General features: G+C 68.7%; 23 protein-coding genes. 10 read left to right on the top strand and 13 right to left on the bottom strand.

All coding sequences use genetic code 11. From position 1 onward, the window contains the following. The first annotated feature begins 4 nt into the window (after positions 1-4). Positions 5-769: an IclR family transcriptional regulator gene (locus tag OHA10_RS23590; protein WP_371400936.1), complete on the top strand. Its 765-nt coding sequence runs from the start codon at positions 5-7 to the stop codon at positions 767-769. A 2-nt stretch (positions 770-771) separates the two neighbouring features. Here the strand turns inward: OHA10_RS23590 and OHA10_RS23585 are convergent, their stop codons facing one another. The 4 genes from OHA10_RS23585 to OHA10_RS23570 are packed head-to-tail and all read right to left on the bottom strand — an operon-like array spanning position 772 to position 4,703. After that, positions 772-1,983 carry an MFS transporter gene (locus OHA10_RS23585; protein ID WP_371400935.1) on the bottom strand — a complete coding sequence of 404 codons (1,212 nt, stop codon included), beginning with the start codon at positions 1,981-1,983 and terminating at the stop codon, positions 772-774. A gap of 55 nt (positions 1,984-2,038) precedes the next feature. Next, a complete protein-coding gene (locus tag OHA10_RS23580; protein WP_371400934.1) occupies positions 2,039-2,665 on the bottom strand; it encodes an MOSC domain-containing protein in 627 nt (208 codons plus the stop codon). 41 nt (positions 2,666-2,706) lie between these two features. Continuing rightward, positions 2,707-4,140 carry an MFS transporter gene (locus OHA10_RS23575; RefSeq protein ID WP_371400933.1) on the bottom strand — a complete coding sequence of 478 codons (1,434 nt, stop codon included), beginning with the start codon at positions 4,138-4,140 and terminating at the stop codon, positions 2,707-2,709. Continuing rightward, the gene (locus OHA10_RS23570) at positions 4,137-4,703 is read right to left on the bottom strand and encodes a TetR/AcrR family transcriptional regulator (RefSeq protein WP_371400932.1); all 567 of its coding nucleotides are present in this window, start codon (positions 4,701-4,703) and stop codon (positions 4,137-4,139) included. Before OHA10_RS23570 ends, OHA10_RS23575 begins: the two co-directional genes overlap by 4 nt. A gap of 109 nt (positions 4,704-4,812) precedes the next feature. On the opposite strand from OHA10_RS23570, the gene OHA10_RS23565 reads away from it, so the two are divergent. Next, positions 4,813-5,742: an SDR family NAD(P)-dependent oxidoreductase gene (locus OHA10_RS23565; protein ID WP_371400931.1), complete on the top strand. Its 930-nt coding sequence runs from the start codon at positions 4,813-4,815 to the stop codon at positions 5,740-5,742. Here the strand turns inward: OHA10_RS23565 and OHA10_RS23560 are convergent. Genes OHA10_RS23560 through lepA form a run of 3 tightly spaced genes read right to left on the bottom strand, consistent with a single transcriptional unit; the run spans position 5,739 to position 9,141 of the window. Then, positions 5,739-6,335: a TetR/AcrR family transcriptional regulator gene (locus OHA10_RS23560; RefSeq protein ID WP_371400930.1), complete on the bottom strand. Its 597-nt coding sequence runs from the start codon at positions 6,333-6,335 to the stop codon at positions 5,739-5,741. The genes OHA10_RS23565 and OHA10_RS23560 overlap by 4 nt on opposite strands. A gap of 10 nt (positions 6,336-6,345) precedes the next feature. Further along, positions 6,346-7,251: an aminoglycoside phosphotransferase family protein gene (locus OHA10_RS23555; protein ID WP_371400929.1), complete on the bottom strand. Its 906-nt coding sequence runs from the start codon at positions 7,249-7,251 to the stop codon at positions 6,346-6,348. Beyond that, the gene (gene lepA / locus OHA10_RS23550) at positions 7,252-9,141 is read right to left on the bottom strand and encodes a translation elongation factor 4 (RefSeq protein WP_371400928.1); all 1,890 of its coding nucleotides are present in this window, start codon (positions 9,139-9,141) and stop codon (positions 7,252-7,254) included. A 106-nt stretch (positions 9,142-9,247) separates the two neighbouring features. On the opposite strand from lepA, the gene OHA10_RS23545 reads away from it, so the two are divergent. From OHA10_RS23545 to OHA10_RS23535, 3 genes are read left to right on the top strand one after another with little or no spacing between them, the layout of a single operon-like run. Then, positions 9,248-10,144, top strand: coding sequence for a phosphotransferase family protein (locus OHA10_RS23545; protein ID WP_371400927.1), 897 nt, complete (start codon positions 9,248-9,250; stop codon positions 10,142-10,144). Positions 10,145-10,200: 56 nt separating this feature from the next. Continuing rightward, the gene (locus tag OHA10_RS23540; protein ID WP_371400926.1) at positions 10,201-10,722 is read left to right on the top strand and encodes a SigE family RNA polymerase sigma factor; all 522 of its coding nucleotides are present in this window, start codon (positions 10,201-10,203) and stop codon (positions 10,720-10,722) included. Further along, positions 10,719-11,894, top strand: a complete 1,176-nt coding sequence (locus OHA10_RS23535) for a hypothetical protein (protein WP_371400925.1) — start codon at positions 10,719-10,721, stop codon at positions 11,892-11,894. Before OHA10_RS23540 ends, OHA10_RS23535 begins: the two co-directional genes overlap by 4 nt. Positions 11,895-11,948: 54 nt before the next feature. Here the strand turns inward: OHA10_RS23535 and OHA10_RS23530 are convergent, their stop codons facing one another. Beyond that, a complete protein-coding gene (locus OHA10_RS23530; protein ID WP_371400924.1) occupies positions 11,949-14,936 on the bottom strand; it encodes a S8 family serine peptidase in 2,988 nt (995 codons plus the stop codon). Positions 14,937-15,063: 127 nt separating this feature from the next. On the opposite strand from OHA10_RS23530, the gene OHA10_RS23525 reads away from it, so the two are divergent. Continuing rightward, positions 15,064-15,540 carry an SRPBCC family protein gene (locus OHA10_RS23525; protein WP_371400923.1) on the top strand — a complete coding sequence of 159 codons (477 nt, stop codon included), beginning with the start codon at positions 15,064-15,066 and terminating at the stop codon, positions 15,538-15,540. Between the two features lie 120 nt (positions 15,541-15,660). Beyond that, a complete protein-coding gene (rpsT, locus tag OHA10_RS23520; protein WP_134097262.1) occupies positions 15,661-15,921 on the top strand; it encodes a 30S ribosomal protein S20 in 261 nt (86 codons plus the stop codon). 127 nt (positions 15,922-16,048) lie between these two features. Here rpsT and holA read toward each other — a convergent pair whose 3' ends face one another. Then, positions 16,049-17,032 carry a DNA polymerase III subunit delta gene (holA, locus tag OHA10_RS23515; protein ID WP_371400922.1) on the bottom strand — a complete coding sequence of 328 codons (984 nt, stop codon included), beginning with the start codon at positions 17,030-17,032 and terminating at the stop codon, positions 16,049-16,051. Positions 17,033-17,101: 69 nt separating this feature from the next. Between holA and OHA10_RS23510 the strand changes: the two genes are divergently transcribed. Beyond that, on the top strand, positions 17,102-17,656 hold the full coding sequence (locus tag OHA10_RS23510; protein WP_371400921.1) for a cysteine hydrolase family protein: 555 nt from the start codon (positions 17,102-17,104) through the stop codon (positions 17,654-17,656). Positions 17,657-17,790: 134 nt separating this feature from the next. Here the strand turns inward: OHA10_RS23510 and OHA10_RS23505 are convergent, their stop codons facing one another. From OHA10_RS23505 to OHA10_RS23495, 3 genes are all read right to left on the bottom strand, one after another. After that, positions 17,791-18,216, bottom strand: a complete 426-nt coding sequence (locus OHA10_RS23505) for a ComEC/Rec2 family competence protein (protein ID WP_371400920.1) — start codon at positions 18,214-18,216, stop codon at positions 17,791-17,793. A 74-nt stretch (positions 18,217-18,290) separates the two neighbouring features. Further along, complete coding sequence (locus OHA10_RS23500; RefSeq protein WP_371400919.1) at positions 18,291-19,970, bottom strand: ComEC/Rec2 family competence protein; 1,680 nt, start codon at positions 19,968-19,970, stop codon at positions 18,291-18,293. A gap of 310 nt (positions 19,971-20,280) precedes the next feature. Then, entirely contained in the window at positions 20,281-21,138 is an 858-nt protein-coding gene (locus OHA10_RS23495; RefSeq protein WP_371400918.1) for a helix-hairpin-helix domain-containing protein, read from the bottom strand. Positions 21,139-21,264: 126 nt separating this feature from the next. On the opposite strand from OHA10_RS23495, the gene OHA10_RS23490 reads away from it, so the two are divergent. Beyond that, a complete protein-coding gene (locus OHA10_RS23490) occupies positions 21,265-21,837 on the top strand; it encodes a hypothetical protein (RefSeq protein ID WP_371400917.1) in 573 nt (190 codons plus the stop codon). A gap of 124 nt (positions 21,838-21,961) precedes the next feature. Here OHA10_RS23490 and OHA10_RS23485 read toward each other — a convergent pair whose 3' ends face one another. Further along, on the bottom strand, positions 21,962-22,804 hold the full coding sequence (locus OHA10_RS23485; protein WP_371400916.1) for a DegV family protein: 843 nt from the start codon (positions 22,802-22,804) through the stop codon (positions 21,962-21,964). A 53-nt stretch (positions 22,805-22,857) separates the two neighbouring features. Here OHA10_RS23485 and OHA10_RS23480 point away from each other — a divergent pair, with 53 nt between their 5' ends. Beyond that, a complete protein-coding gene (locus tag OHA10_RS23480; protein WP_371400915.1) occupies positions 22,858-23,367 on the top strand; it encodes a pyridoxamine 5'-phosphate oxidase family protein in 510 nt (169 codons plus the stop codon). Positions 23,368-23,580: the final 213 nt, after the last annotated feature.

Below are 23,580 nucleotides of genomic sequence, written 5' to 3'. Positions count from 1 at the left end.
CAGGATGAACGACATGAGTTCGCCGTCGGCCATCGACAAGACGTTGATGGTGCTGGACGCCGTACTGGAGCACTCGCGGTTCACCGATGTCGTGAACGCGACCGGTCTGGCGAAGTCGACGGTGCACCGGATCATGGCGTCGTTGGTCGAGCACGAGTTCGTCGCCCAGGCCGACGACGGCTCGTACCACCCGGGCCCGAAGGCGCTCCGGCTGGCCGGTCACGCGCTGACCAACGTCGACCTGGCCACGGTCGCTCGTCCGGTGCTCGCGGATCTCGTCGCGCAGACGCGCTGCACGGTGCACGTCGGGCTGCTGAACGGCGACGAGGCGATCTACGTCGCCCGCCTCGACGGCCCGAAGCCGTACCGGATGCCGTCGCGGGTCGGGAAGGCGATCTGGCTGCACTGCACCGGCATCGGCAAGGCGCTGCTCGCCGAGAAGGACGAGGAAGCGCTCGACGTTCACATCACCCGCACAGGTCTCCCCGCACGTACGCCGCTCACGCACACCACCGCGGCCGCGCTGAAGACCGATCTCGCGCAGGTCCGCGCCCGTGGTTACGCGCTCGACGACGAGGAGAACGAGCCCGGCATCCGCTGCGTCGCCGCGGTCATCCACGACCACACCGGCGCCGCGATCGCGGCCGTGAGCATCTCCACATTGTCGTTGGAGCAGTCGATCGCACAGGTGGCCCTCATGGCGCCGGCCGCGATCGAGGCCGCCCGCAAGATCTCCGCCGCCCTCGGCTACCGCGAACCGACCAACTGAAGCTACGCCGGCACAGGTGCGGGGCGACGGCTCTCCGCCCAGCGGACGACCGGGACGAAGAGGGCGCCGGTGAGGGCGAACCACACGCCGAGGATGATCCAGCCGGGAACGCCGAGGCCGAGAGGCAGCAGGGCCAGGACGGTCGGGGCGAGCATCGTGCTGATCGACATGCTGGTGTTCCACACGCCCTGGTACTGACCCTGGGCGTGATTGGGAGCCAGGTCGAAGCTGAGCAGGAACGAGCCCGAGGACTGCATCAGCTCGGCGATCACCTGGACCAGGGCGCCCACCGCAAGGAGAGCGACCGCGATCAGCGCGTTGCCCCAGGTCGCGCCGGCCAGTAGAACCATCGATGCCAAGAGCAACAACCCGGCGGTACGGGTGGCACGGGCGGCGGTCGTCGGATCGGCGATGCCGCGCGACGACCGCACCTGGAACAGCGAAACCACCACGGTGTTGATGATCAGCAGCAACGCCACCGTCCAACGCGGGGCGTCGGTGTGGTCGACCACCCAGAGCGGGATCGCGACGTCGAGGACGGCGAAGTGGATGCTCATCCCGGCATTGAGCGCCGCGACCGCGAGGTACCCGCGGTCGCGCAGCGCGATCCAGACCGGTCCGTCGTCGTCACGATGCTGCGGTGCCACCCGCGGAATCGCCAGTACGACGAAGGCCGCGACGCTGCTCAGCAGCGCATCGAGGACGAACATCACGCGGTACGCCGCAGCGGTGTCGAAATGCAGCGCGAAGGCGCCGATCGCGGCGCCGACCATGATGCCGATGTTCGTGATCGCCCGCAGGTACGCACGGGCCGCGACCCGGCCCGCGCCGACGGTCACCGCGGCGATCAACGCGGCCCGGACGGCACCCGCGCCGCGGTCGATCATCGTCAGCACGATGCTCACGACCAGGAACTGCCAGAAGTTCTGCACGACGAGGTAGAGCAGCGACAGCCCGCACACCATCAGGCTCAGTACGACGAACAGCCCGCGCGGTCCACGCCGATCCGCCAGATGCCCGAGCGGTACGGCGGACAGCAGCCCGAACAACCCCGCGATCGTGAGGCCGAGGCCGACCTGCGCGATCGACAGGCCGACGATCCGGTTGAAGTACAGGACACTGACCGTCATCAGCAGGCCGTTGCCGACCCGGCTCAACAGAGTGGCCAGAGCCAACGGCCGCAACGGCCCAGCCTCCGGCAGCACGCCCTTCATCACAGCCCCTCCCTTGACCGCCTGGCCGAGGGCCGACGGGCGCCCGAGCCGCGGCTCATCCGCGCGCCACGACGCGCTGCGCGGTGTCGCGGAGCTCCTCCATGAGGTCGACTCCCGAGTCGAGCATTCGCTGCATCTTGGCGGGCTCCTGCTCGGCGAACATCAGCGCGATGGTGACCTCGTGGTCCGGCCGTCTGACGATCTCGATCGGGTCGCCGGCGCCGATCGTGCCTTCGCGGAGCACCTTCAGGTACGCGCCGGGGCGGCAGGCCTGGTGGAAGCGCTTGACCCAGTGCGGCTCCTGCATGCGGTGCTGGAAGGTGATGCAGGGGATGCGAGGCGCACGCACCATCACCTCGACCTCGTCACCGATCCGCCATACCTCACCGAGCAGCGCTCCGTTGACATCGAGCCCCTCGGTGCGCAGGTTCTCGCCGAACAGGCCGGTCGGGATCTCGCGATCGAGTTGGGCGGCCCACCAGTTCGCGTCCTCCTCGGCGTACGCGTAGAGGGCGAGGTCCGGGCCGCCGTGGTTCTCGGTGTCGCAGACGCGGTCGCCGGCCAGGCCCAGCTCGCCGACGCGGATCCGGCCGGGCTGCGGTCGCTTGTCGATCGCCGTGAACCCGGTGTCCTTCGGACCCGGAATCAGCTTCTCCACCACATTGACCGTGAGCAACCGCATGTCGGCATCCTCTCCCGGCCGGCTGGCCGCGATCCACCGGTTTATCGGCGCTTGAGCGGGAGTATGGCGATGATCACCAGGGTCACCGCGGTCGCGGCGACGCCGATCCAGGCGGCCGCGGCGTACCCGGACTCGCGCGGGAAGACGCCGGTGGTGTGGGCGGCGAGGATGAGTCCGCCGAGCGCGCTGCCGGTGGAGAAGCCGACGCTGCGTACGACGGCGTTCACGCTCATCGCGCTCGCGGTCTCGGCCTTCGGCGTGACCGCGAGGATGACGGCGGGCATCGCGGCGGAGAACGCACCGACGCCGAAGCCGAGGATGCCGATGGCGAGGATCGGTTCGACCGGGTGTGAGCGGGTGACCGCGAAGAGTACGAAGGCGGCGAGGACCACCGCAGTACTTGCTGCCAGCAACCATCTCGCGCCGAGGCGGTCCCGCCAACCGGGGACCAGGCGACCGGCAACGAAGCCGAGGATCGAGAACGGGACGAGGACCAGACCGGCCTCGAAGGTGTTCAGGCCGAAGCCGTAACCGGCGTCCGCGGGGGTTTGCACGTAGCGGGTGATCAGGCTGAAGAGCAGATACATACCGACGCCGCCGGTCAGCATCACCAGGTTGGCGGCGGCGACAGCGGGATGACGGAGCAGGCGTACGTCGACGAGCGGCTGCTCGGTGTGGGCCTCGAGAAACGTCCAGCCGATCAGTAGCAGGATCGCGGCTGCGAGGATGGCGATGGCTGCGGCGACGTGATGGCGCCAAAGATTGGTGTCGCCAATGACCAGGAGCAAGGCGGGCAGTGCGATCGCCAGCAGGATCGCGCCGCGCAGGTCCAGGCGGGTCGACGGTCGTGGCGGCGCTTGCGGTAGCGCGAAGAAGGCGGCGATCAGAGCGGCCGCGGTGATGACAAGGCCGAGCCCGTACGCCGCGCGCACGCCGGCGAGGTCCGTGAGGAGCCCGGACAACGGGTAGCCGATGCCGATCCCGGCGGTCGAGGCCACCGACAACAAGGCGATCGTCCGCGCCGCCCGCTGCTCGTCGAGATGGTCCCGCGCGACCGCCATCATCAACACGACCAGCCCGAGCCCCGATCCCTGCATCGCCCGCCCGGCCAGCAGAAACCCGAACGGCAACGGCAATACGGTCAGAACGCTGCCGACGACCATGGCGGCGAGCATCCCGAGCACGACGGTACGCCGCCGCGGTCCGGCCCCGAGCCGACCGAACACGGGTGTTGCGACCGCCCCCGCGAGCAACGCGATCGTCAGCGTCCACTGCGAGGCCGCGAGCGAAACGTCGTACGCCTCGGCGACCGCCGTGATCAGGGGCGCGCCGAGGCTGCCGATCACCGCGCCGGCCAGACCCACGGAGACCAGGAATCCCGCCAGCAACTGCCGCGGGTGCTCAGCACCGCTCTCGCGGGGAGGTGTGGCGGCTCGACCGCGCCCCGCTCCCCCACCAGTCCCGGTGGAGTTCATCGGTTCGTCTCGGTGGTGATGTGGTGGAAAAGGCCTGGTTTTATTCGGGTTCTGGCCTGGTGGGACCACGGTTCGTCGACCGACGGCAGGTCGAGGGCGGCGTTGGTGTTGAGGAGCATGCCGAAGGCAAGGAACGACTTGATCGTGACGGGGTCGAGCTGAGCGGTGTCGGCGACGGCCTGCCACAGGCGCGCGAAGCTGGCGCGTACGGCGTCGCGCACCTCGCCGTCGCCGGCCGCGGCGGCCGCGGTGCCCTGGAGCTGGAGCAGCAGCGTCGTCCGATCGGCGAGCATGTCGTTGTACTCCTGCCCCATCGCGGTCAGCGCCTCGATCCCGCTCGACCCACCCGCGGCGGCCAGCATTGCCAGCGCCATCCGCCCGAACGCGGCATCCACGCACGCCAGGAACAGCTGCTTCTTCGTCCCGAACAGCCGGAAGACATACGCCTGCGTGATCCCCGCCCGCCGGGCGATCGTCTCGGTCGATGCGCCGTACAACCCCGCGGTCGCGAACTCCTCCTCCGCGATCCCGAGGATCTGCTCGCGCCGCTCTCGCCCAGTCATCCGCATATGACGAAGTTAGTAGGTAGTAACTACTAACTTCAATGTCTCCTCGATTACGTTTACATATGTATATTTACAGTCGTAAACCATCATCGGAGGAGTGGGGACCATGTCAGACCAGCGATTCACCCGCCGACGCGTGATCACCACCGGCGCCGTGGCGGGCGTCACCGCTGCCGCTGCCGGAGCGGTCGCCGGCGCGGCGTTCGTCCAGGGCGGCGACGCGCCGCCGCCGATCCAGGCGTCCGCGCGCAGGCGGTTCGAGGGCAAGGTCGTGCTGATCACCGGCGCGACCAGCGGGATCGGGCGGGCCGCGGCTCAGCTGTTCGCGGCGGAGGGCGGCAAGGTCGGATTCTGCGGTCGCCGCGAGCAGCTCGGCAAGCAGGTCGAGGCCGAGATCCGGTCCGCCGGCGGCGAGGCGACGTACCTCAAGGCCGACGTCCGCGTCGAGGACGACGTACGGCAGTTCGTCGACGGCGTCGCGGGCAAGTACGGCGGGCTCGACGTCTGCTTCAACAACGCCGGGATCAGCATCGAGCGACCGCTGCACGAGTACACGACAGCCGAGTGGGACGACGTGACGAACACGAACCTGCGCGGCAACTTCCTGGCGCTCAAGTACGAGGTCCCGCATCTCCTGAAGCGCGGCGGCGGGACGGTCGTGGTGACGTCGTCGTCCAACGCGATCGCGACGACCGAGAAGCGTTCGGCGTACACGGCGACCAAGCGCGGCCTCGTCGGCCTGGTCCAATCGGCTGCCCACGACTACGCGGCGCACGGCATCCGCATCAACACACTCATCCCCGGTACGACGAACACCGAGCTCGTCCGCCGGCTCGCCGGGATGATGAACGTCCCGGACCCGGTCTGGAACGCCCTCGCCGCGAACTGGGGCAAGACCCACGTCCACGGCCTGCAACGGATGGCGACACCGAACGAGATCGCCGTCTTCGCGCTCGCGCTCGCGTCCGACGACTTCCCCTACCTGACCGCGTCCCAGCTCGTCATCGACGGCGGCAAGACGGCGTACGCGGGTTAGCCGAGGATCTGCCGGACGAGGCGGTCGACGTACCGATCCTCGTCCGGCAGCTCGAACCACGGCATAGCGACACTCAACTGCGCCCGCCCGTGCAGCGCGAGCCACAGCTCCAACGATGTCTCGCGGATCTCGTCCATCGAGGCGTCCGGGAGTACGGCGCCGACCGCGGCGATCAGCGGCTCGAACGCAGCCCACCCGAGCTCGACCAACTCGGCCGCCGGGGTGCTCGGCGCGTCGGTACGACGGTGCGCGTGGAACATCACGGCGTACCGGCCCTCGTACTCGCGCGCGTAGGCGAGGTAGGCGAGCGCCAACGCCCGGATGCGATCCCGGCCGGTGCCGTCCACCGCGCTCAGCTGATCCCGGAGGTCGCCGAAGAAGCGCGCTTTCACGGCCCTCAGCAGCTCGGGCAAGTCGGCGAAATGCAGGTACAACGCGGTCGGGCTGACCCCGGTCGCCGAGGTGACCGTGCGGACCGACAACGCGTTGAGATCGTGGGTTTCCAGCAACTTGGCCGTCGCCGTGACCAACGCGTCCCGCAGGTCGTCACCGGAGCCACGCGGGCTCCGGGCTCTGCGGTTCTCGACTGTCACGGTGTGGAGTTTAGTCCTGGATCGCTTTCACGATCGCGATGTTGCGGGTCAGCCAGTCCTGCGGCAGTGTGCCGTCGGTGTTCTCGAGCGTCCCGAGAACATTGACCATCTGCCGGACGATCACCCAGTCGCGAGCGCGGTCCTCGTCCAGGCCGGCCGCGTCGATCGCGGTGTAGAACCGTTGCCGGACCGCGAACCGAAGGTCGCCGGCGGCAACTACTTCCTCCCAGCGGTTCCAGATCAGCGGTGCGATCTCGAAGTGCGGGTCGCCGGACAGCGGCTTCGGGTCGATCACCAACCAGGGCTCGCGTTCCGCGGCCAGCATGTTCTCGTAATGCAGGTCGGTGTGGATCAGCCGGCCGTCGGTGGCCGGGTCAGCGACGAAGTCCTCCGCCAACGAGATCGCCTGCTCGACGTACCGATGCGGCACCGGCGCCGACGCGGGCAACCTGCGGAAGCCCTCCACCCAACGCTTCAGCTCCCCCGACAACGGCCGGTACTGCGGACCCGCGGTGACATGCAGTCGTTTGTAGGCCTGGCCAACGATCTCGCAGGCGTCGAGCGCGTCGATCGTGGTCAGGTCCCGCGACTCCAACCGCTCGAGCAGCAAGGCGAACCGGCGCGGATCCGCCCGCAGCAGCTGGACGGCGCCGTTACCGGCCCAGGTCCGCAACGCCAGGTGCTCGGTCTCCGCCTCCAGGTGCGGGAACTGCACCTTCAGCACGGCCCGCTGCCCGTCGGCCGTGATCACCGGCACGACCAGCGCGCAATTCCCGTAGAACGACGGACCGTCGACCCGCAACTGCCACTCAGCGAGCAGGTCGCGGGTCAGCCGCGGCAGCCGATCGAGCCAGTCCGCCCAGTCCTGCCCACGAGTAGCAACTGCAAACAGGCCTGGTGGAATCTCGACAAGCACCTACTTCTTGCCTGCCTTCTCGGCCGATTCGGACGTGCGGAGGGCGGCGATGAAGGCCTCTTGCGGGACCTCGACCCGGCCGACCATCTTCATCCGCTTCTTGCCTTCCTTCTGCTTCTCGAGCAGCTTGCGCTTCCGGGTGATGTCACCGCCGTAGCACTTCGCCAGGACGTCCTTGCGCATCGCGCGGATCGACTCGCGGGCGATGATCCGGGACCCGATCGCGGCCTGGATCGGCACCTCGAACTGCTGCCTCGGGATCAGTTCCTTGAGCTTGCCGGCCAGCGCGACGCCGTACGCATAAGCGTTGTCGCGGTGCACGATCGCGGAGAACGCGTCCACCGTCTCGCCCTGCAACAGGATGTCGACCTTGACCAGCGCGGCCGACTGCTCGCCGGTGGGCTCGTAGTCCAGCGACGCGTAACCCTTCGTCTTCGACTTCAGCTGGTCGAAGAAATCGAACACGATCTCGGCCAGCGGCAGCGTGTAGCGCAGCTCGACCCGGTCCTCGGACAGGTACTCCATCCCGAGCAGGTTGCCCCGCTTGGACTGGCACAGCTCCATGATGACGCCGATGTAGTCCTTCGGGCTCAGGATCGTCGCGCGGACGACCGGCTCGTAGATATCGGCGATCTTGCCTTCCGGGAACTCGCTCGGGTTGGTGACGACGTACTCCTTGCCGTCCTCCATCTCGACCCGGTAGACCACGTTCGGTGCGGTCGAGATCAGGTCCAGATCGAACTCGCGCTCGAGTCGCTCCCGGACGATCTCCATGTGCAGCAGCCCGAGGAACCCGCAGCGGAAGCCGAACCCGAGCGCGCCCGAGGTCTCCGGCTCGTACTGCAGGGCGGCGTCGTTCAGCTGCAGGCGCTCGAGGGCGTCCCGCAATGTCGGGTAGTCGTCGCCGTCGATCGGGAACAGCCCGGAGTACACCATCGGCTGGGGGTGCTTGTAGCCGCCGAGCGCCTCGGTCGCGCCGTGCACCGACGAGGTGACGGTGTCGCCGACGCGGGACTGGCGGACGTCCTTCACACCGGTGATCAGGTAACCGACCTCACCCACGCCGATACTCGGCGTCTTCATCGGCTCCGGCGAGATCACGCCGACCTCGAGCATCTCGTGCACCGCGCCGGTCGACATCATCTTGATCCGGTCGCGGTGGATCAGCTCGCCGTCGACCACCCGGACGTAGGTGACCACGCCGCGGTAGGTGTCGTAGACCGAGTCGAAGATCAGTGCCCGCGGCGGCGCGTCCTTCACGCCCTTCGGCGGCTCGACCTGCGCGACGATCTCGCTCAGCAGGTCCTCGACGCCCTCACCGGTCTTCGCGGAGACCTTGAGCACGTCGGACGGGTCGCACCCGATGATGTGCGCGAGCTCCGCGGCGTACTTCTCCGGCTGCGCGCTGGGCAGGTCGATCTTGTTCAGCACCGGGATGATGTGCAGGTCGGCGTTCAGCGCGAGGTACAGGTTCGCCAGGGTCTGCGCCTCGATCCCCTGCGCGGCGTCGACCAGCAGGACCGCGCCCTCACACGCCTCGAGCGACCGCGAGACCTCGTAGGTGAAGTCGACGTGGCCGGGCGTGTCGATCATGTTCAGGATGTACGTCGTGCCGTCCGGCGCCAGCAGGCCGCCCGGGGTGTCCGGACCCGGCGCGAACGGGAGGCGGACCGCCTGCGACTTGATCGTGATGCCGCGCTCGCGCTCGATGTCCATCCGGTCGAGGTACTGCGCCCGCATCGAGCGGTCGTCGACCACGCCGGTGATCTGCAGCATCCGATCGGCCAGCGTCGACTTGCCGTGGTCGATGTGGGCGATGATGCAGAAGTTCCGGATCAGCGACGGGTCGGTACGACCCGGCTGCGGCACATTCGTGGGGCCAACGGGCACGGAGGGGATCCAGTTCTTGGTCTTGGGTGATATATCCCGTCAATCATCCCATGCGGGTCCAGCAGATTCGAAAATCAGTGGCAGGGGCCCGCTAGCGTAGTGAGGCATGGCGCACGCTGCTGGGGTCAGGCTGCCCTACGAGAAGATGCCCGTGTCGGTCCGGGACTGGGTTGAGCGTGCGCTCGGCTCAGCGGTGGTATCGGCTTCCACACAGCAGGGCGGGTTCTCCCCCGGCGTCGCCGCCCGCCTGGTGACCGCTTCGGGCCGCAGAGCCTTCGTCAAGGCCGTCGGTACGTCGCTGAACCCGAAAACGCCGGAATTGTTCCGCCAGGAGATCACCGCCATGCAGGCCATCGGCCCGCTGCCGATGGTGCCGCAGCTTTACGAGGTGTACGACGACGGCGACTGGGTCGGACTGCTGTTCGAGGACATCGACGGACGACTGCCCGCGCACCCGTGGGAGCAGGCGGACGCGGACCGGGTCATGGACGCGGTTGCGGAGCTGACCGACGCTCTGGACCCGTCGCCGTGGCCGGACGCGCCTGTGATCGCCGTTCGCAGTCACGACTTCCTGAGTCGGTGGAACAACGTGCTGGAGGACGGTCTCACCGTACCGTCCTGGATGGACGGCCGGGTCGAGGAGTTCGCCGAGCTGGCGCAGACCGGGCTCCGCGCGCTGGCCGAGGGCAAGGCGCTGGCGCACTACGACCTGCGGGCGGACAACATCATCCTGACCGACGACCGGGTGGTGTTCATCGACTGGGCGCACCCGGGCCTGGGGCCGCGGTGGACCGACACGGTGATCCTGCAGGCGGAGATGCGTGCGTCCGTCGTACTGCCGGAGCTGCCTGCCGACGACGGGATCACCGGGTTCATCACCGCTATTGCCGGCGGCCTCTGGTGGGGAGCCGCTCAGCCGGCGCCGCCCGGGCTGCCGACGATTCGCACCTGGCAGCGCGAATCGGCTCTGGTCCACCTCGACTGGGTACGCCACCGCCTCTGATGCAGCATCCCCGGCGGACGGACGTCTCTCAGGGTGTGACGAATCTAGTGGTGAGTATGGAGAAGCATCCTCACCAGGTGGCGGCCGGCGACGAGGCACGTGACGCCGTGACGGTGCTCTACGGCCGGGAATGGCGCGGTCTCGTGCGCCTGGCCGTCCTGGTGATCGATGACCGACAAACAGCCGAAGACATAGTCCAGGAGGCGTTCGCCCAGCTGTACCGGCGATGGCCGCTGAGGGACTCCGGCAAGGCCCTGGGGTACCTGCGTTCGACCGTGCTCAACGCGAGCCGGTCCACGCTGCGGCGCCGCCGGGTGGCACGCCTCTACACCCCGCCGCACCAGGCACCGGAGGACTCCGCGGAGAGCACCGCCGTACTCGGGGAGGCTCGTCTGCAGGTACGCCGGGCACTCCAGGGGCTGCCCACCCGGGCCCGTGAGGTGCTCGTACTGCGCTACTACCTGGACCTCCCGTTCGACGAGATCGCCGAGATCCTCGGCATCAGCCCGTCCACCGCCAGGGCGACCGCGTCGCGGGGCCTGACGGCTCTCACCAAGAAACTCGAGGAACTGCGATGAACGACACCGAGACCCGTCTGCGCGACTACCTGAACGCCAAGGCCGACACCGTGCCAGACTCCGCCCACGGCCCCGGCCTGGAGCTGGACAGCACCGGCACCTCCACCCACCGCCGCTGGGCGCCGATGGCACTCGCCGCGGCCGGTATCGCGGCAGTACTGACCCTGGCCATCCCGTTCCTGCACGGCCTGACCAAGCACGACGACCAGCCGTCCGTCAGCGGCCTGCCGGCGATCGGTCCGGTTTCGGCCGGAGCACCCAAGATCCCGTACACGACTCTCGTCCAGAACAACCCGGACAACCCACTCGACACCTGGTGGGCGGCTGTCCACGACGGCGGCAAGACCGTCAAGAACCCGGGTGTGAAGGGCAACGTCGTCGCGCGGACCGCCGGCGGCTGGCTCGTGAACACCGGCTATCCCGATCCCGACAAGGCACAGGTCGCCATCGTCTCGACGAGCGGCAAGGTCCGGCCGCTCGGGCCGCTCGGGGGCTCCGACCCGTGGGTCTCACCCGACGGGCAACAGTTCGCCGTCGCGCTCTCGAAGTACGGCCGGGCCGAGAATCGAGTGGCCGTCGTCGACGTCAGGACCGGCAAGGAGGTGTCGAGCCTCACCGTCAAGACCCCGAACCTCGAACTCATCGGCTGGAACAAGGACGGCATCTGGCTGGACGAGCACTCACCGGACCCGGTGCCCGTGAAGCTCTGGCAGCCCGGATCGACGGATGTCCGAACGGTCGGGACATTCGGCCCCAGCAGCCTGCACGTGACGCGCAGCAACAACATCGTCACGCACATCACCTTCAAGGGCGACCAGTCCTGCGTCACAGCTGCCACGTTGGGAGCCAAGGGGCTCGAGTCGAAGCGTGAGTACTGCTTCAAGGCCCCGGCGGCCGCGGCGTACGTGTCGGTGTCGCCGGACGGGGCGACGATGACCATCAGCAACATCGGGGTCGCCGTCGACATCAGCACCGGGAAGGTGACGAAGATGAGGCTTCCGGCCACGGCGAAGTGGTTCGAGAACGCGATCTTCGAGGACCCGGACAACATCATCGTGGTCGACGAGTCCGGTCCGGCGCAGAAGCTGTTCCGGTGCGCGGTCGGGACCGGCGAATGCAAGCAGGTCGCGGTAGCCAAGCCCGACGAGATGATCCAGCAAGTACAGCCCTGATTGTTGGGAATCGGCCCAGCACGCTGGTTTGGCGTGCTGGGCCGACGTCGTCTCTTAGCTGTCGACCCGGACGATGGTGGAGCCGGAGCCGTCTGCGCCGTCGGAGAAGCGCAGCTGGCCCAGATACCTCGTGCCGGCGGTGAGGCCGGTCCAGGATGCGGTGACATTGGTCTGACCGGCGACTGTCACCTGCTGGGTGGCCGGCGTGGCCGTCAGGTTGCCGGCGGCCTTCTGCAGTTCCCAGTGGTTGAGCTTGACTGTCTGCTCGTTCGCTCCGGCATACAGGTCGACGTACACGTCCACCTGGCCGCCAGCCGGCCGCGGGAGGTTGACCTCCTCCTCTGCCGAACCGCCTGTGCTGCTACCGAGCAGCGTCGTCGTACCGGCCTGGTAGACGAACACGTCCAGGTCAGTCCCTGCCGGGTAGTCCGCGTCGAACGTGGAGAACCTGGCGTGCGTCGTACCGGCCGGGACGTTGACCGTGAACTTCGCGACGTGGTCGTTCGCCTTCGGGGCGGTCGTCGGGAACGCCACGCCACCCGGGTTCTTCAGCGCCGCCTCGCCGACCGCGGCCGCGTCCAGACCGACGGCAGTCGTGTTGAGCGTCCCGGCGTACCCGGCCGTCACCGGCACCTGGACGGAGCCGCTGGTCCCGGTCCCGTTGACCTGCGTCGGTGCCTTGACCGTCAACGGCTTGATCGCCAGCGTGCTGGCCACGGAGTGCTTCGCGGACTTCCAGACCAGGCGGCCGAACGAGTACTGCTCCAGCGGAGCCCCGCTGTTCTCGAACGTCACCTTGTACGTCGTGCTGCGGCCCGGCAGCGTGATCAGGATCCGCGGCGACACGGTCACCTTGAGACCCTTCAGACCCTCGACCTTCGGGAAGTAGATCTCCGGCAGCTTGCCGACGTTCGTCACGGTCCGGGTCACGGTCTGCTTGCCGGCCAGGTCGCCGATCGCGATCGTCGGGTAGTTGAGGTCACTCAGGTCGATCTTGCCGTTCGCGCACAGCTCGTGCGTGGCCGGGACCTGACCGGAACCGCAGACGAACTTCGTCCAGTCGGTGTACGTCGAGTCGTAGACCAGGCCCGGGTCCATCCCCAGCTTCGGCTGGACCAGGCCGGCGCCGTACCCGAACGGGTTGGCCTGCGAGCCGGAGTCGTTCTTGATCGGCTTGCCCGCGGTGTCCTTGTCGGTCGCGGTCGTCATCATCGCGGACTTGATCGCCATCGGGGACCACGTCGGGTGCTTGGCCTTGAGTACGGCGGCGATACCCGCGACGTGCGGCGTGGACATCGACGTACCACTCATGAACGCGTACTCGCCACCGGCCGCGCTGAACGCGGTCGTCGCGGCCAGGACGTTCGTACCCGGCGCCATCACGTCCGGCTTGAGCAGGTCACCGTTGCCGGCCGGGGACGGGCCGCGGCTGGACGAGGCAGCCACCATCGGGGCGTTCACGCGCACCGGCGTACCCGCGCTGATGGTCGCGGTCGGGTTGGTGGTGCCGCTGACGTACGCCTTGACCTCCGGCGCGGCCTTGTCGTCGAGGTGGACGGTCGGGACCGAGTGCAGGTCGGAGTCGAGCGTGCTCGGGGTCAGGTTGAGCAGGATCATGCCGATGCCGCCGGCGTTCTTCACCTGCAGGCTCTTGTCGACGCGGGCGTTGACGCCACGGTCGCAGACGACGATCTTGCCCGTGACCTTCGCCGGGTCGAGCGTGTTCGCCTGGCAGAGCGTGAGATTGGCCGGGTCGGCGCCTTGGAGACCGGCGTCCTTGGCCAGGATCACGGGCGCGCTCGGCACGCCGGCGCCGATGCCCGCGCCGGTGTAGGTCTTGCCGTCGCCCAGGGTGAGCTTGGTCTGGATGTCGCGGTCATGGGTGCCGTTGGCAACCGAAGTCACCCAGGGGTACGTCTTGCCGACGGTCGCCTCGCCCGGACCGGTGTTGCCGGCGCTGGTCGCGACGAAGACACCCGCCTTGGCCGCCCGGAGGAACGCGAGCCCGGTGGCATTCACGTACGACGAACCGCTGCCGGAGATCGAGTAGTTGATGACGTCCACGCCGTCCGCGACCGCGGCATCGATCGCCGCCACGATGTCGGCGTCCGTACCGCTGCCGCCACCGGTCGCGTCGACCGCCCAGAGCGCCTTGTAGATCGCGAGCCGGGCATGCGGCGCCATCCCGGAGCCCTTGCCGTAGTCGCGGCCCATGACGCTCATCTCGACGCCGTAGTTGCCCGCTGCGGTGCTCGCGGTGTGCGTGCCGTGGCCGCCGTAGTCACGCGGCGACTTGTACTCCTCCGGGATCGGACGGGTGCCGATGCCCTTGTCGAAGTAGCGGGCGCCGATCACCTTGTTGTTGCAGGTGACGGGCGCTTCCTCGCCGGCCTGGCAGGTGCCCTTCCACTTCTTTGCGACGATCGCGTCGGACTGCTTGGTGGTCTTCATCGGCGCGAAGCTCGGCCGCTCCGGCGTGTATCCGGAGTCGATCATGCCGATGATGACGCCGTCGCCGGCCTTGTCGACGCCGCCGGCCTGCTGCCACGCGCCACCCTTGCCGGACAGGCCGAGGAAACGCGGGGTGTCGACGGTGTCGGCGTGCTCGATCTCGCTCGGCTCGACGCTCTTCACACCCGATGACTTGGCCAGCTTGACGGCTTCGTCGTACGACATCTGGGCGGAGAAACCGGCGTACGTGTAGTTGTAGTCGTAGAGCTTGGTGATCTTGCGCTTGGTGAGGAGCTCGTCGCGCTCGTTCGTGAGGTGCTTGACGTAGTCGACCACCGGGGCCGCGGTCTTCAGCAACTTGCCGCCAGGCGCGACCTTGGTGGCGGCGAGGCCGGCGATGTCGCCGTCGTACTCGGCCACCGGGGAGTCGTCGAGTTGGACGATGTACGACCCGGTCTCGGAGCGCTTGATCTCGGGCGTCGCTTGGGTCGCCGGTTGGCTGGCGTTGGCGGCGTTGACGAGCAGCGGTACGCCGGCCGTCGCGGCGATCAGGGCCGTGGCGACGATGATCGCCGGGCGTTTGCGGGTCACGGAGTTCCTCCAGGGCTTGGGCAGCGCGATGGTGGAGCTGGGGGCTCGCGGGGCCCCGAGTATGCCGTCGCGCCCGCCTCGATGTCACGCTCGGACCGGACGGATGCCGACAGCAAGGGAAAACCCGATGCCCGATCTGACCGAGTCCATCTCGGTAGCCGCCTCCGCCGAGACCCTCTATTCATTGGTCAGCGATCTACCCCGGATGAACGAGTGGAGCCCCGAGTGCACCCACGTCACCTGGTCGCGCACCACTGGGACACCTTCCAGCGGGCCCGCGGTCGGGGCGCGCTTCATCGGTCACAACCGGGCCGGTGCTGTCCGCTGGTTCACCTTCGGCCGCGTGGTCGCCGCCGAGCCCGGCCGCCGGTTCGCCTTCTCCATCCACTTCGGCCCCATCCCGATCTCGCTCTGGGACTACGAGTTCACCGCGACCGGAGCCGGCTGCGAGGTCACCGAATCCTGGACCGACCACCGTCCTGCAGTCCTGCGGGCGGCCTTCCGCCCGATCTTCGGCAACCGCATCCCGCGCAACGCAGCGGGCATCCACACCACCCTCACCCGGCTGAAATCCACCGCCGAGTCGGCCCTCCGGCCGGAGTGAGTTTGGAGCTGGGGTCGGCTTGTTGGTAATCTGGCTCTTCGCGCGCCCACGGGCGGTGTATAGCCGTGCGCCGCGACACCTTCCGTATTGACCGCACACACCTGATCGAGGCTCTTCTTCGTGGCGAACATCAAGTCCCAGATCAAGCGCAACCGCCAGAACGAGGCTGCGCGACTTCGCAACAAGTCGGTGAAGTCGACCCTCAAGACGGCTGTGCGCCGCTTCCACGAGGCCGTCGAGGCCGGTGAGGCCGACAAGGCCCAGGAGACCGCCCGCAAGGCCGGCCGCCTGCTCGACAAGGCCGTCAGCAAGGGCGTTATCCACGCCAACCAGGCTGCCAACCGGAAGTCGGCCCTCTTCAAGAAGGCCGCCTCCCTCTGAGGCCCCGGCCGCGCGCCCGCCGCGCGGCCCCCGAACGATCGGCCCGTCCCCAACGACCGGCCGATCGTTTTTGCATGCCTGAACCACGGTTCTAGCAGGCTCGCTTCGAGCGAAGCCCAGGGCTCGGTCAGCGGCGGCCGTGGGCTCGGGTGATGGTCAGGACCATGCGCTCGAGGGCGTACCCGGCATCACCGGACGCACCCTTGACGTCGGCGTCGGCCTGAGCGACGGCCTTGATCGCGGTCGCGAGTCCGCCAGGAGTCCACCCACGGGACTGCTGCTTGAGCTGCTTAAGCTTCCACGGCGGTACGCCGACCTCGCGGGCCAGATCCGCCTCACGCATCCCGCTCGGCGCACTCGAGTACTTCGCCAGCCCGCGCAACCCGCCCGCCATCGCACTCGTCACGAGCACCGGCGCAACCCCGCAGTCCAGCGCCCACCGCAGCTGCTCCAACGCCGGCTCGGTCCGCCCGGCGATCGCCGCATCCGCAACAGCGAAGCTCGTGACCTCCGCGCGCCCACCGAAGTACTGCCCGATCAGCTCGGCGGTCACAGCCTGACCGCCAGAGTCCGACACCAGCTGCGAACACGCTCCGGCCAACGCCCGCAGGTCATGCCCGACCGCGTCCACCAGCGCCGACGCCGCACCCTCGTCCACGGTCCCGCCGTGCAGCCGGATCTCCCCCGCCACGAACTGCGGCAGCTCCCACGCCTTCGGCGCCGTCGCGACGACCTCGTTGACCGATGCCTTCCGCAACTTGTCGAGAACGCCCTTGCCCTTCTGACCGCCCGAGTGCACCAGCACCGCGAGTACGTCGTCCGACGGCGAACCGGCGTACTCGAGCAGATGCGGCACCATCTCGCTCGGCAGGTTCTCCAGCGATCGCAGGACCAGCACCCGCTCGCTCGCGAACAACGACGGCCCGGTCAGCTCGGCGAACACGCCGACGTCCAGCGTGGCCGCGTCGACATCGGTCGCCTCGACATCGGAGGCGCCCTTCGACACCGCCGCGATCGCCGACCGCACCGCCCGATCCGCGAGGAACGACTCGGCCCCGGTCACCAGCAACACATCACCGAGCTTCGGCGCAGAACCTCTACGAGCAGCCACCCCGTCAGCATCCCACGCCACTCCGACAATCCGAGTGCGCACCCTCGCCGAACCGACCAAGATGACCCCATGACCCAACCTGCCGAGGCGCTGATCGTCGTGGACATGCAGACTGCTTTCGTCTCGGGCGCCGATGCCGTACCTGGAGCTGATCAGCTACTGGAGCGGGTGGGCGAGTTACTCGACCGGGCGCGTGAAGCCGGCGCGGTCGTCGTACATCTGCAGAACGACGGCCCACCCGGCGCCGACGACGAGCCCGGGACACCTGGGTGGGAGCTGCACCTGCCGCTGAAGCCCGGCCCGCGAGAGCACGTTGTCCGCAAGCCGCGCGACGACGGCTTCGACGGGACATCGCTCGGGGAGATCCTGGTCTCCGCCGGCGTACGCTCGCTCGCCATCTGCGGCGTCATGTCCGAGATGTGCGTCGCCGCAACCGCAAAGACCGCACTGGCCCGCGGCTACCACGTGCTCCTCCCACACGACGCCCACGGCACCTACAACATCCCCGCGGTCGTCGGCGTATCCGAAGAAATCCCAGCCCACGTGGTCTCCCGAGTAGCCGCCTGGTCCCTGGGCGACCAACCCGAAAACACCATCCCAACCTCAGCCATCACGTTCGCCTAGCCCCAGCCACTCACACGAGCCAGTCACACGAGCCAGTCACGCCAGCCACTCACATCCGCCACTCGCACCCGCCCGCTCCGCTCTGCCGCCTTCCCTTCCCCGTGTGCCACCTCCCCCACACGCTGCCCGGTTCGTCACGGCGCAGGATGCGATGTCGCGAGCGCCAGATGGTTGTCGGGGTTGGTCACGGCGAGGGTGCCGCTGACGTTGGTGGTGGCAGTTCGGATCGCGTCGTGGGACAGGAGCTCCAGAGTCCTGGGGGCCGGATGGCCGTAGTCGTTGTCGCGGCCGGCAGAGATGAGAGCCAGGCGGGCATGGGTGGCGGCGATGAACTCAGGCTCCTGCTGGGCTGACCCATGGTGCGGGACCTTCAGGACATCTGCCCGCAGATCGACACCCGACGCCAGGACGGCTCGTTGTGACTCAGGCTCGAGGTCTCCGGTCAGCAGGATGCGGAGACCGGCAACCTCGACCATCATCGCGATGCTGGCGTTGTTCTCCGGGGAGCCTTCGTCCGAGGACGTCGCGGACGACGTGCCGGGCGGAGGTAGCGCCGGCACCTTCGCCGGCCACAGCGTGGTCCAACTCAGCTGACCAACGACCCGCTGCTCGTGGAACGTGACCGTCCGCAGGCCTACCCATGGTGCGATGCGAGCTCGACGACCCGGTCGTACTCCGCTCGTGGCGAGAAGTACGGCGTCACCTCGATCTCATCGACCTTCCGCCCGTTGAGTACGCCGGCCAGCCCGCCGACGTGATCGGCATGGAAATGGCTGAGTACGAGCACCGGGATGTGCTTGATCCCCAGGTCCCGCAGACATCGATCCATCGCGGCCGGATCCGGACCGGTGTCGACGACGACCGCCGTACCCTCCCCGGCTCGCAGTACCAACCCGTCCCCTTGCCCGACATCGCAGACCACGAAGAGCCAGTCGTCGGGCGGCCAACCTAGCGAGCCGACCGGACGCAGTACGACGACCGCCAGCACCACCACTGCCAGGATCATCGCGATCGGGCGCGCCAGGATGCGGTGCAGACCGAGCACGAGCGCCAAGCAGAGCAGTGTGAGCACGACGATCCCGACCACGGTCGCCGGCCACGCGTTGGCGGCACCCGGGAGGTCGGCGCCCTCGCGGGCGACCAGGATGATCCAGCGAGCAGGCCAGCCCGCGACCCAGCCGACCAGCTGAGCCAATTCCGTGCTCAGCAAGGCGACGCCGGCCGCGACGAAGCCGAGGATCGTCGCCGGGCCGACCGCTGGTCCGGCCAACAGGTTCGCCGCAACCGCGACCAACGACACCTGTCCCGAGAGCCACGCGACCACCGGCGTACACGCGAGCTGAGCAGCGAGCGGGCACGAGATCGCATCAGCCAGCCACCCCGGCAACCACCTCGCCAACGCGTCCCGCCAGCCAGGCCCGAGCAGAACAATGCCCGCGGTCGCGAGCACCGACAACGCGAACCCGGCCGAACGCGCGAGCGACGTGTCCAGAAGCAGCAGCACGATCACCGCGACCGACAAGCTGCGTACGGCGCGACGCCGGGCTCCCCCGCTGGTCATCGCGGCCAGCGCGATCAGGCCCATCGCGGCCGCTCGAAGCACGCTCGGCTGCGGTCTGGCGAGGATGACGAAGACCACGACCATCATCACGCCGACCACAGTCAGACCGCGCGCACGTACTCCGACCAGCCGCGCCAACGGGAGCACGAACGCGAGCAGCAGCGTCAGATTCGTCCCCGACACGGCGGAGAGATGCGTGAGGCCGGTGGTCTGGAAGTCATCGTTCAGCTCGGAGGAGACCCCGGACACGTCGCCCATCACGAGCGCTGGGACGAGGCCGCGTACGTCGTCGGGTTCGTTGGCTACGGCTTTGCGGAGACCGGCGCGGACCTGCTCGGCGGCTCGCAGCCACCACGGTGGTTGGTCGACAATCCGCGGCGGCGAACGAGTCGAGAGCATCGCGGCGACATCCGAGCCGTCTTCGACCGCTTCCAACCTCCCGGTCGCGTCGACGTGCTGGCCGTATCTGACGGTCTGCCACTTCACGGTCCCGATGACGAAGACCGGCGTACGGATGCGGGTCCTGGTCGTGCCGGTCGAGCTGGAGTGGGTGCGTACCTCCTCGATGGTCGCTTTGACGACGACGTACGGCGGCCGCCGGCTGGTGGTGCTCTGGCGAAGCGATGGATCTCCTTCGATCTTGAGCCGGACGTTGACCGTCGCCGATGCCGCGGCGAGCCCTCGGACCGGCCCTGCTCGAAGGCTGGCGGACTGCAGCGCCGCGGCGATCCCCAAGCCAGCGACAACTACCAAGGCCCCAGCCGCCGTCCACCCGACCGTCCGCCTAGGGTGTGCCGGTCTGCTGCGTAGGACCAGGGCAAGCACGATGGCAACCACAAAGGCAACTGCGGCCACGCCCACACCGACAACCGGCCGCTGACCAACCAACACAACCGCGGCCACCCACCCCGCCGCAGCCGGCCCAAGCAAACGCCCATCGACCGGCTCACCCGCAACCGGCTCGACCGCAGGCGGCTCAGCTGCAACGGGCTCGGTCTCAGGCGGGGTAGTCGCAGGCGGGTTCGAGGTTCGTGGGTTGGGCTTCGGTGGGGTGCTCGTGGGGTCAGAGGCGGACATGGGGTTTGAGGGAGTCGAACTTCTTGGGGCCTACGCCAGGGACCTCCTGGAGTTGGTCGATGGTGGTGAAGGGGCCGTTCTGGGTGCGGAAGTCGAGGATTCGCTGGGCCAGGACGGGGCCTACGCCGGGGAGCGCGTCCAGTTGGGCGAGGGTGGCGGTGTTGAGGTTGACGGGGTCTGTGGATGCGGTAGTCGGCGTGGATGGCGTGGTTGCGCCGGGTGGGTTGGTGGGTGCGGGTTGGTTTGGCAGGCCGACGTTGATCTGCTCGCCGTCGGTGATCTGGCGGGCGAGGTTGAGGGTGGTGAGGTCCACGCCGGGGAGTGGGCCGCCGGCTAGGGCGAGTACGTCGGCCACGCGGGAGCCCATTGGCGCTCGGACGAGGCCGGGACGGCGGACCTTGCCGGCGACGTACACGACGAGCAGGGGTTGGCCGGGCGAGCCTGCGGCGCCGGGCGACTGGTTGGTGCCTGGGGATTGGTTCGTGCCTGGGGATTGGTTGGTGCCGGGGGGATGGTTGGGGTCGGGCGGTTGGTTGGGGTCGGATGACGGGTTGGTGCCGGGCGACTGATTCGCGCCGGGGTGCGGTTGGCCGGTGTTGGGTTGTGGCTGGCCGGGTTGGGTTTGGCCGGAGGATGGCTGGGCGACGGGTGAGCCGGTGGCGGCGATGGCGGGTTGGGTGTTCGGGAGGGTTTCGGGGCGGGCTCGGAGGAAGGTCCAGGCGGCCCAGGACAAGCCGACGACCAGTACGGCGAGTAGGACGAGGACGTGCCGTGGGGTGAGGGTCCAGCGAGCGTCTCTGAGTCGTTCGGGCCGGACCTGTTCTGGAATCCATCCACCTCGCACCTCGTCATCACGCTCCTCCAGGTAGTCGTCGCGAGGGTGGTCGCGACGGGGGTCGGTTGAGTTGTGAGGGGCTCCGCCGGCACCGCTGTCGACGTGCGTAGGTAGCCCGACGCCTCGTTCAACTGCGTGCGTCGACTGGTCGCCGCCAACTGCGTGCTTCGGCAGGTCGCCGCCGCGGCCACTGCCATGCGCCCGTTGGTCGGCACCTCGGCCTGCTCCATGCGCAGGCTGGTGGCTGCCGCGGGTCACGCCGTACGCCAGTTGATCGCCGCCGCGGGACACGCCGTACCCCGGTTGGTCGCCGACGCGGCCCACGCAGTACGCCGGTTCTTCTCTGGTGCGGGACACGTCGTACGCGGACCGGTCGGCAGCTCGGGTGACTGCGGGCGCGGGCTCGTCGTCGCGGTCGACGCCGGACGACGGTTGGTCCTGGTCGCTGGTGGCGGCGTGCGTAGAGCGGTCGACGCCTCGGGCGGGTGCGAGGTGGGCGCCGCTGTTGTCAACGCCGTACGCCGGGTGGTCGTGGTCGTGGCTCGGGCTGTGCGTCGGTTGGTTGGCGCCGCTGGTGACGGCGGGGGCGGGGTGGGCGGTGTCGCGGTCGGCTGCGTGGGTGGGTTGGGTGGGTGGGAGGTCCGTGGGTGGGAGGTCTGTGGTTGGGGGTCGGGTGTGGGTGGGGGGTCGGGCGGCGAGGCGGGCTAGGGCTCGGGCTCGGGTGGTGGGGTCGGGGGGTGGGGTACGGCGGAAGGCCTTCACAGCCAGAGAAAGTACGAGTTCGTGGCGGTTCTGGGACGACGACTTCGAGGCTGTGGAGAACCGGTGTTGGCTAGCGGGGGCTTATGACGACTGCTAGGAGGCCGGGGCCTACGTGGGCGCCGATGACGGCGCCTACTTCGCGGAGGACGATCTCTTCGGCTTTGGGGAGGCGGTTGGAGAGGTCGTCGGCCAGGGATTGGGCCTTTTCCAGGCTGGAGAGGTGGTGGACGGCCAGCTGGACGGGGGCGTCGCCGGCGCGTTGGACGGCGATGTCGGCGAGGCGGGCGATGGCTCGGCTGGAGGTTCGGACCTTTTCGAGGGGGACGATGCGGCCGCCGTTGATCGTGAGGAGCGGTTTGACGGCGAGCGCCGTACCGAAGAGGGCCTGGGCGGCGCCGATGCGGCCGCCGCGGCGGAGGTACTCGAGGGTGTCGACGTAGAAGTACGCCGAGGTGGACTTCATCGTGGCTCGTGCCGCGGCCTCGACGGCGGCGGCGTCCTCCCCGGCGGCGGCTGCGGCGGCCGCGGCCAGGACCGGGAAGCCGAGGCCCATGCCCAGCGAGCGGGAGTCGACCACCCGGACCGGGATCGGCGACTCCTTGGCCCCGATCATCGCGGCTTCGAACGTGCCGGACATGTCACCGGACAGGTGGATCGACACGACTGCATCGGCACCGTCGGCGGCGCAGGCGGCGTACGTGTCGGCAAACGTCTGCGGCGCGGGGCGGCTGGTCGAGACGGGCGTGAAGGTCTTGAGCGCCTCCGCGACCGCGTCGGCCGACGTGGCGCCGTCGTCGTACGACGTGCCGCCGATCACGACCTGGAGCGGTACGACGGTCAGCGGGTGGCGGAGCAGCTCGTGCGTGGACAGACCGGCCGTGGAGTCGGTGACGACCTGCACGCGGGCTGCCATGGAGCGAGGTTACCGGACGGTTAATGTCCGAGCGCAGTGTCAGACTCCGGATTATGAAGGAGACAGCGGCGGAGGTCACCGAGATGCAGGGGTTGCTGGACGCGGCGTATGCGCGGTCGACCCAGCATCTGCGGAACATCATCAAGGATCAGCGCCGGCTGGATGCCGAGGAGCTGGTGCGGGTTCTGACCGGGATGTGCACGCTGAACCTCGCCACCGTGACGGCGCGAGGTGAGCCGCGGATCAGTGCGGTGGACGGGCACTTCCTGCACGCGCGATGGGTGTTCACGACCTCGGGGTCGGCGGCGAAGGCGCGGCAGCTGAAGAAGCGGCCGGCGGCGAGCCTGTCGTACGTCGACGGTGAGCGGATCGGGGTGTTCAGCCACGGGAACGTCGAGTTCCTGACGCCGGAGCACCCGGACTTCGCCGAGATCGAGGAGCACCTCACCAACCACTACGGCAGTTCACCGTCGAGCTGGGGTGACGACATCGTCTACTGCCGCCTCCAACCGCACTGGATGGTCGGCTACGCCTTCGACAAGGCGGCGGTGCTCAAAGATTAGCGAGGTGAAGGCCACCCCTCCTGGAGCCTTCACCTCGCTTGGGACCTCGGCCGGGCTGGTGGCGTCCCCACGTGCGTCATCAGCCCGGCTTGTCCTGCTGACTCCCCCTGGTTGTCAGCTGAAGTTGATGGAGCCTCGACGAGCTACTCCCCGTATCCGGTACCGCGCAGGACCGGCCTTGACCGCGAGCTCGTCGAGGTTCCGGGAGGTCCC

This window comes from Kribbella sp. NBC_00662 (assembly GCF_041430295.1).
GTDB lineage: Bacteria > Actinomycetota > Actinomycetes > Propionibacteriales > Kribbellaceae > Kribbella.
This window is presented reverse-complemented; position numbering and strand designations above follow the sequence as displayed.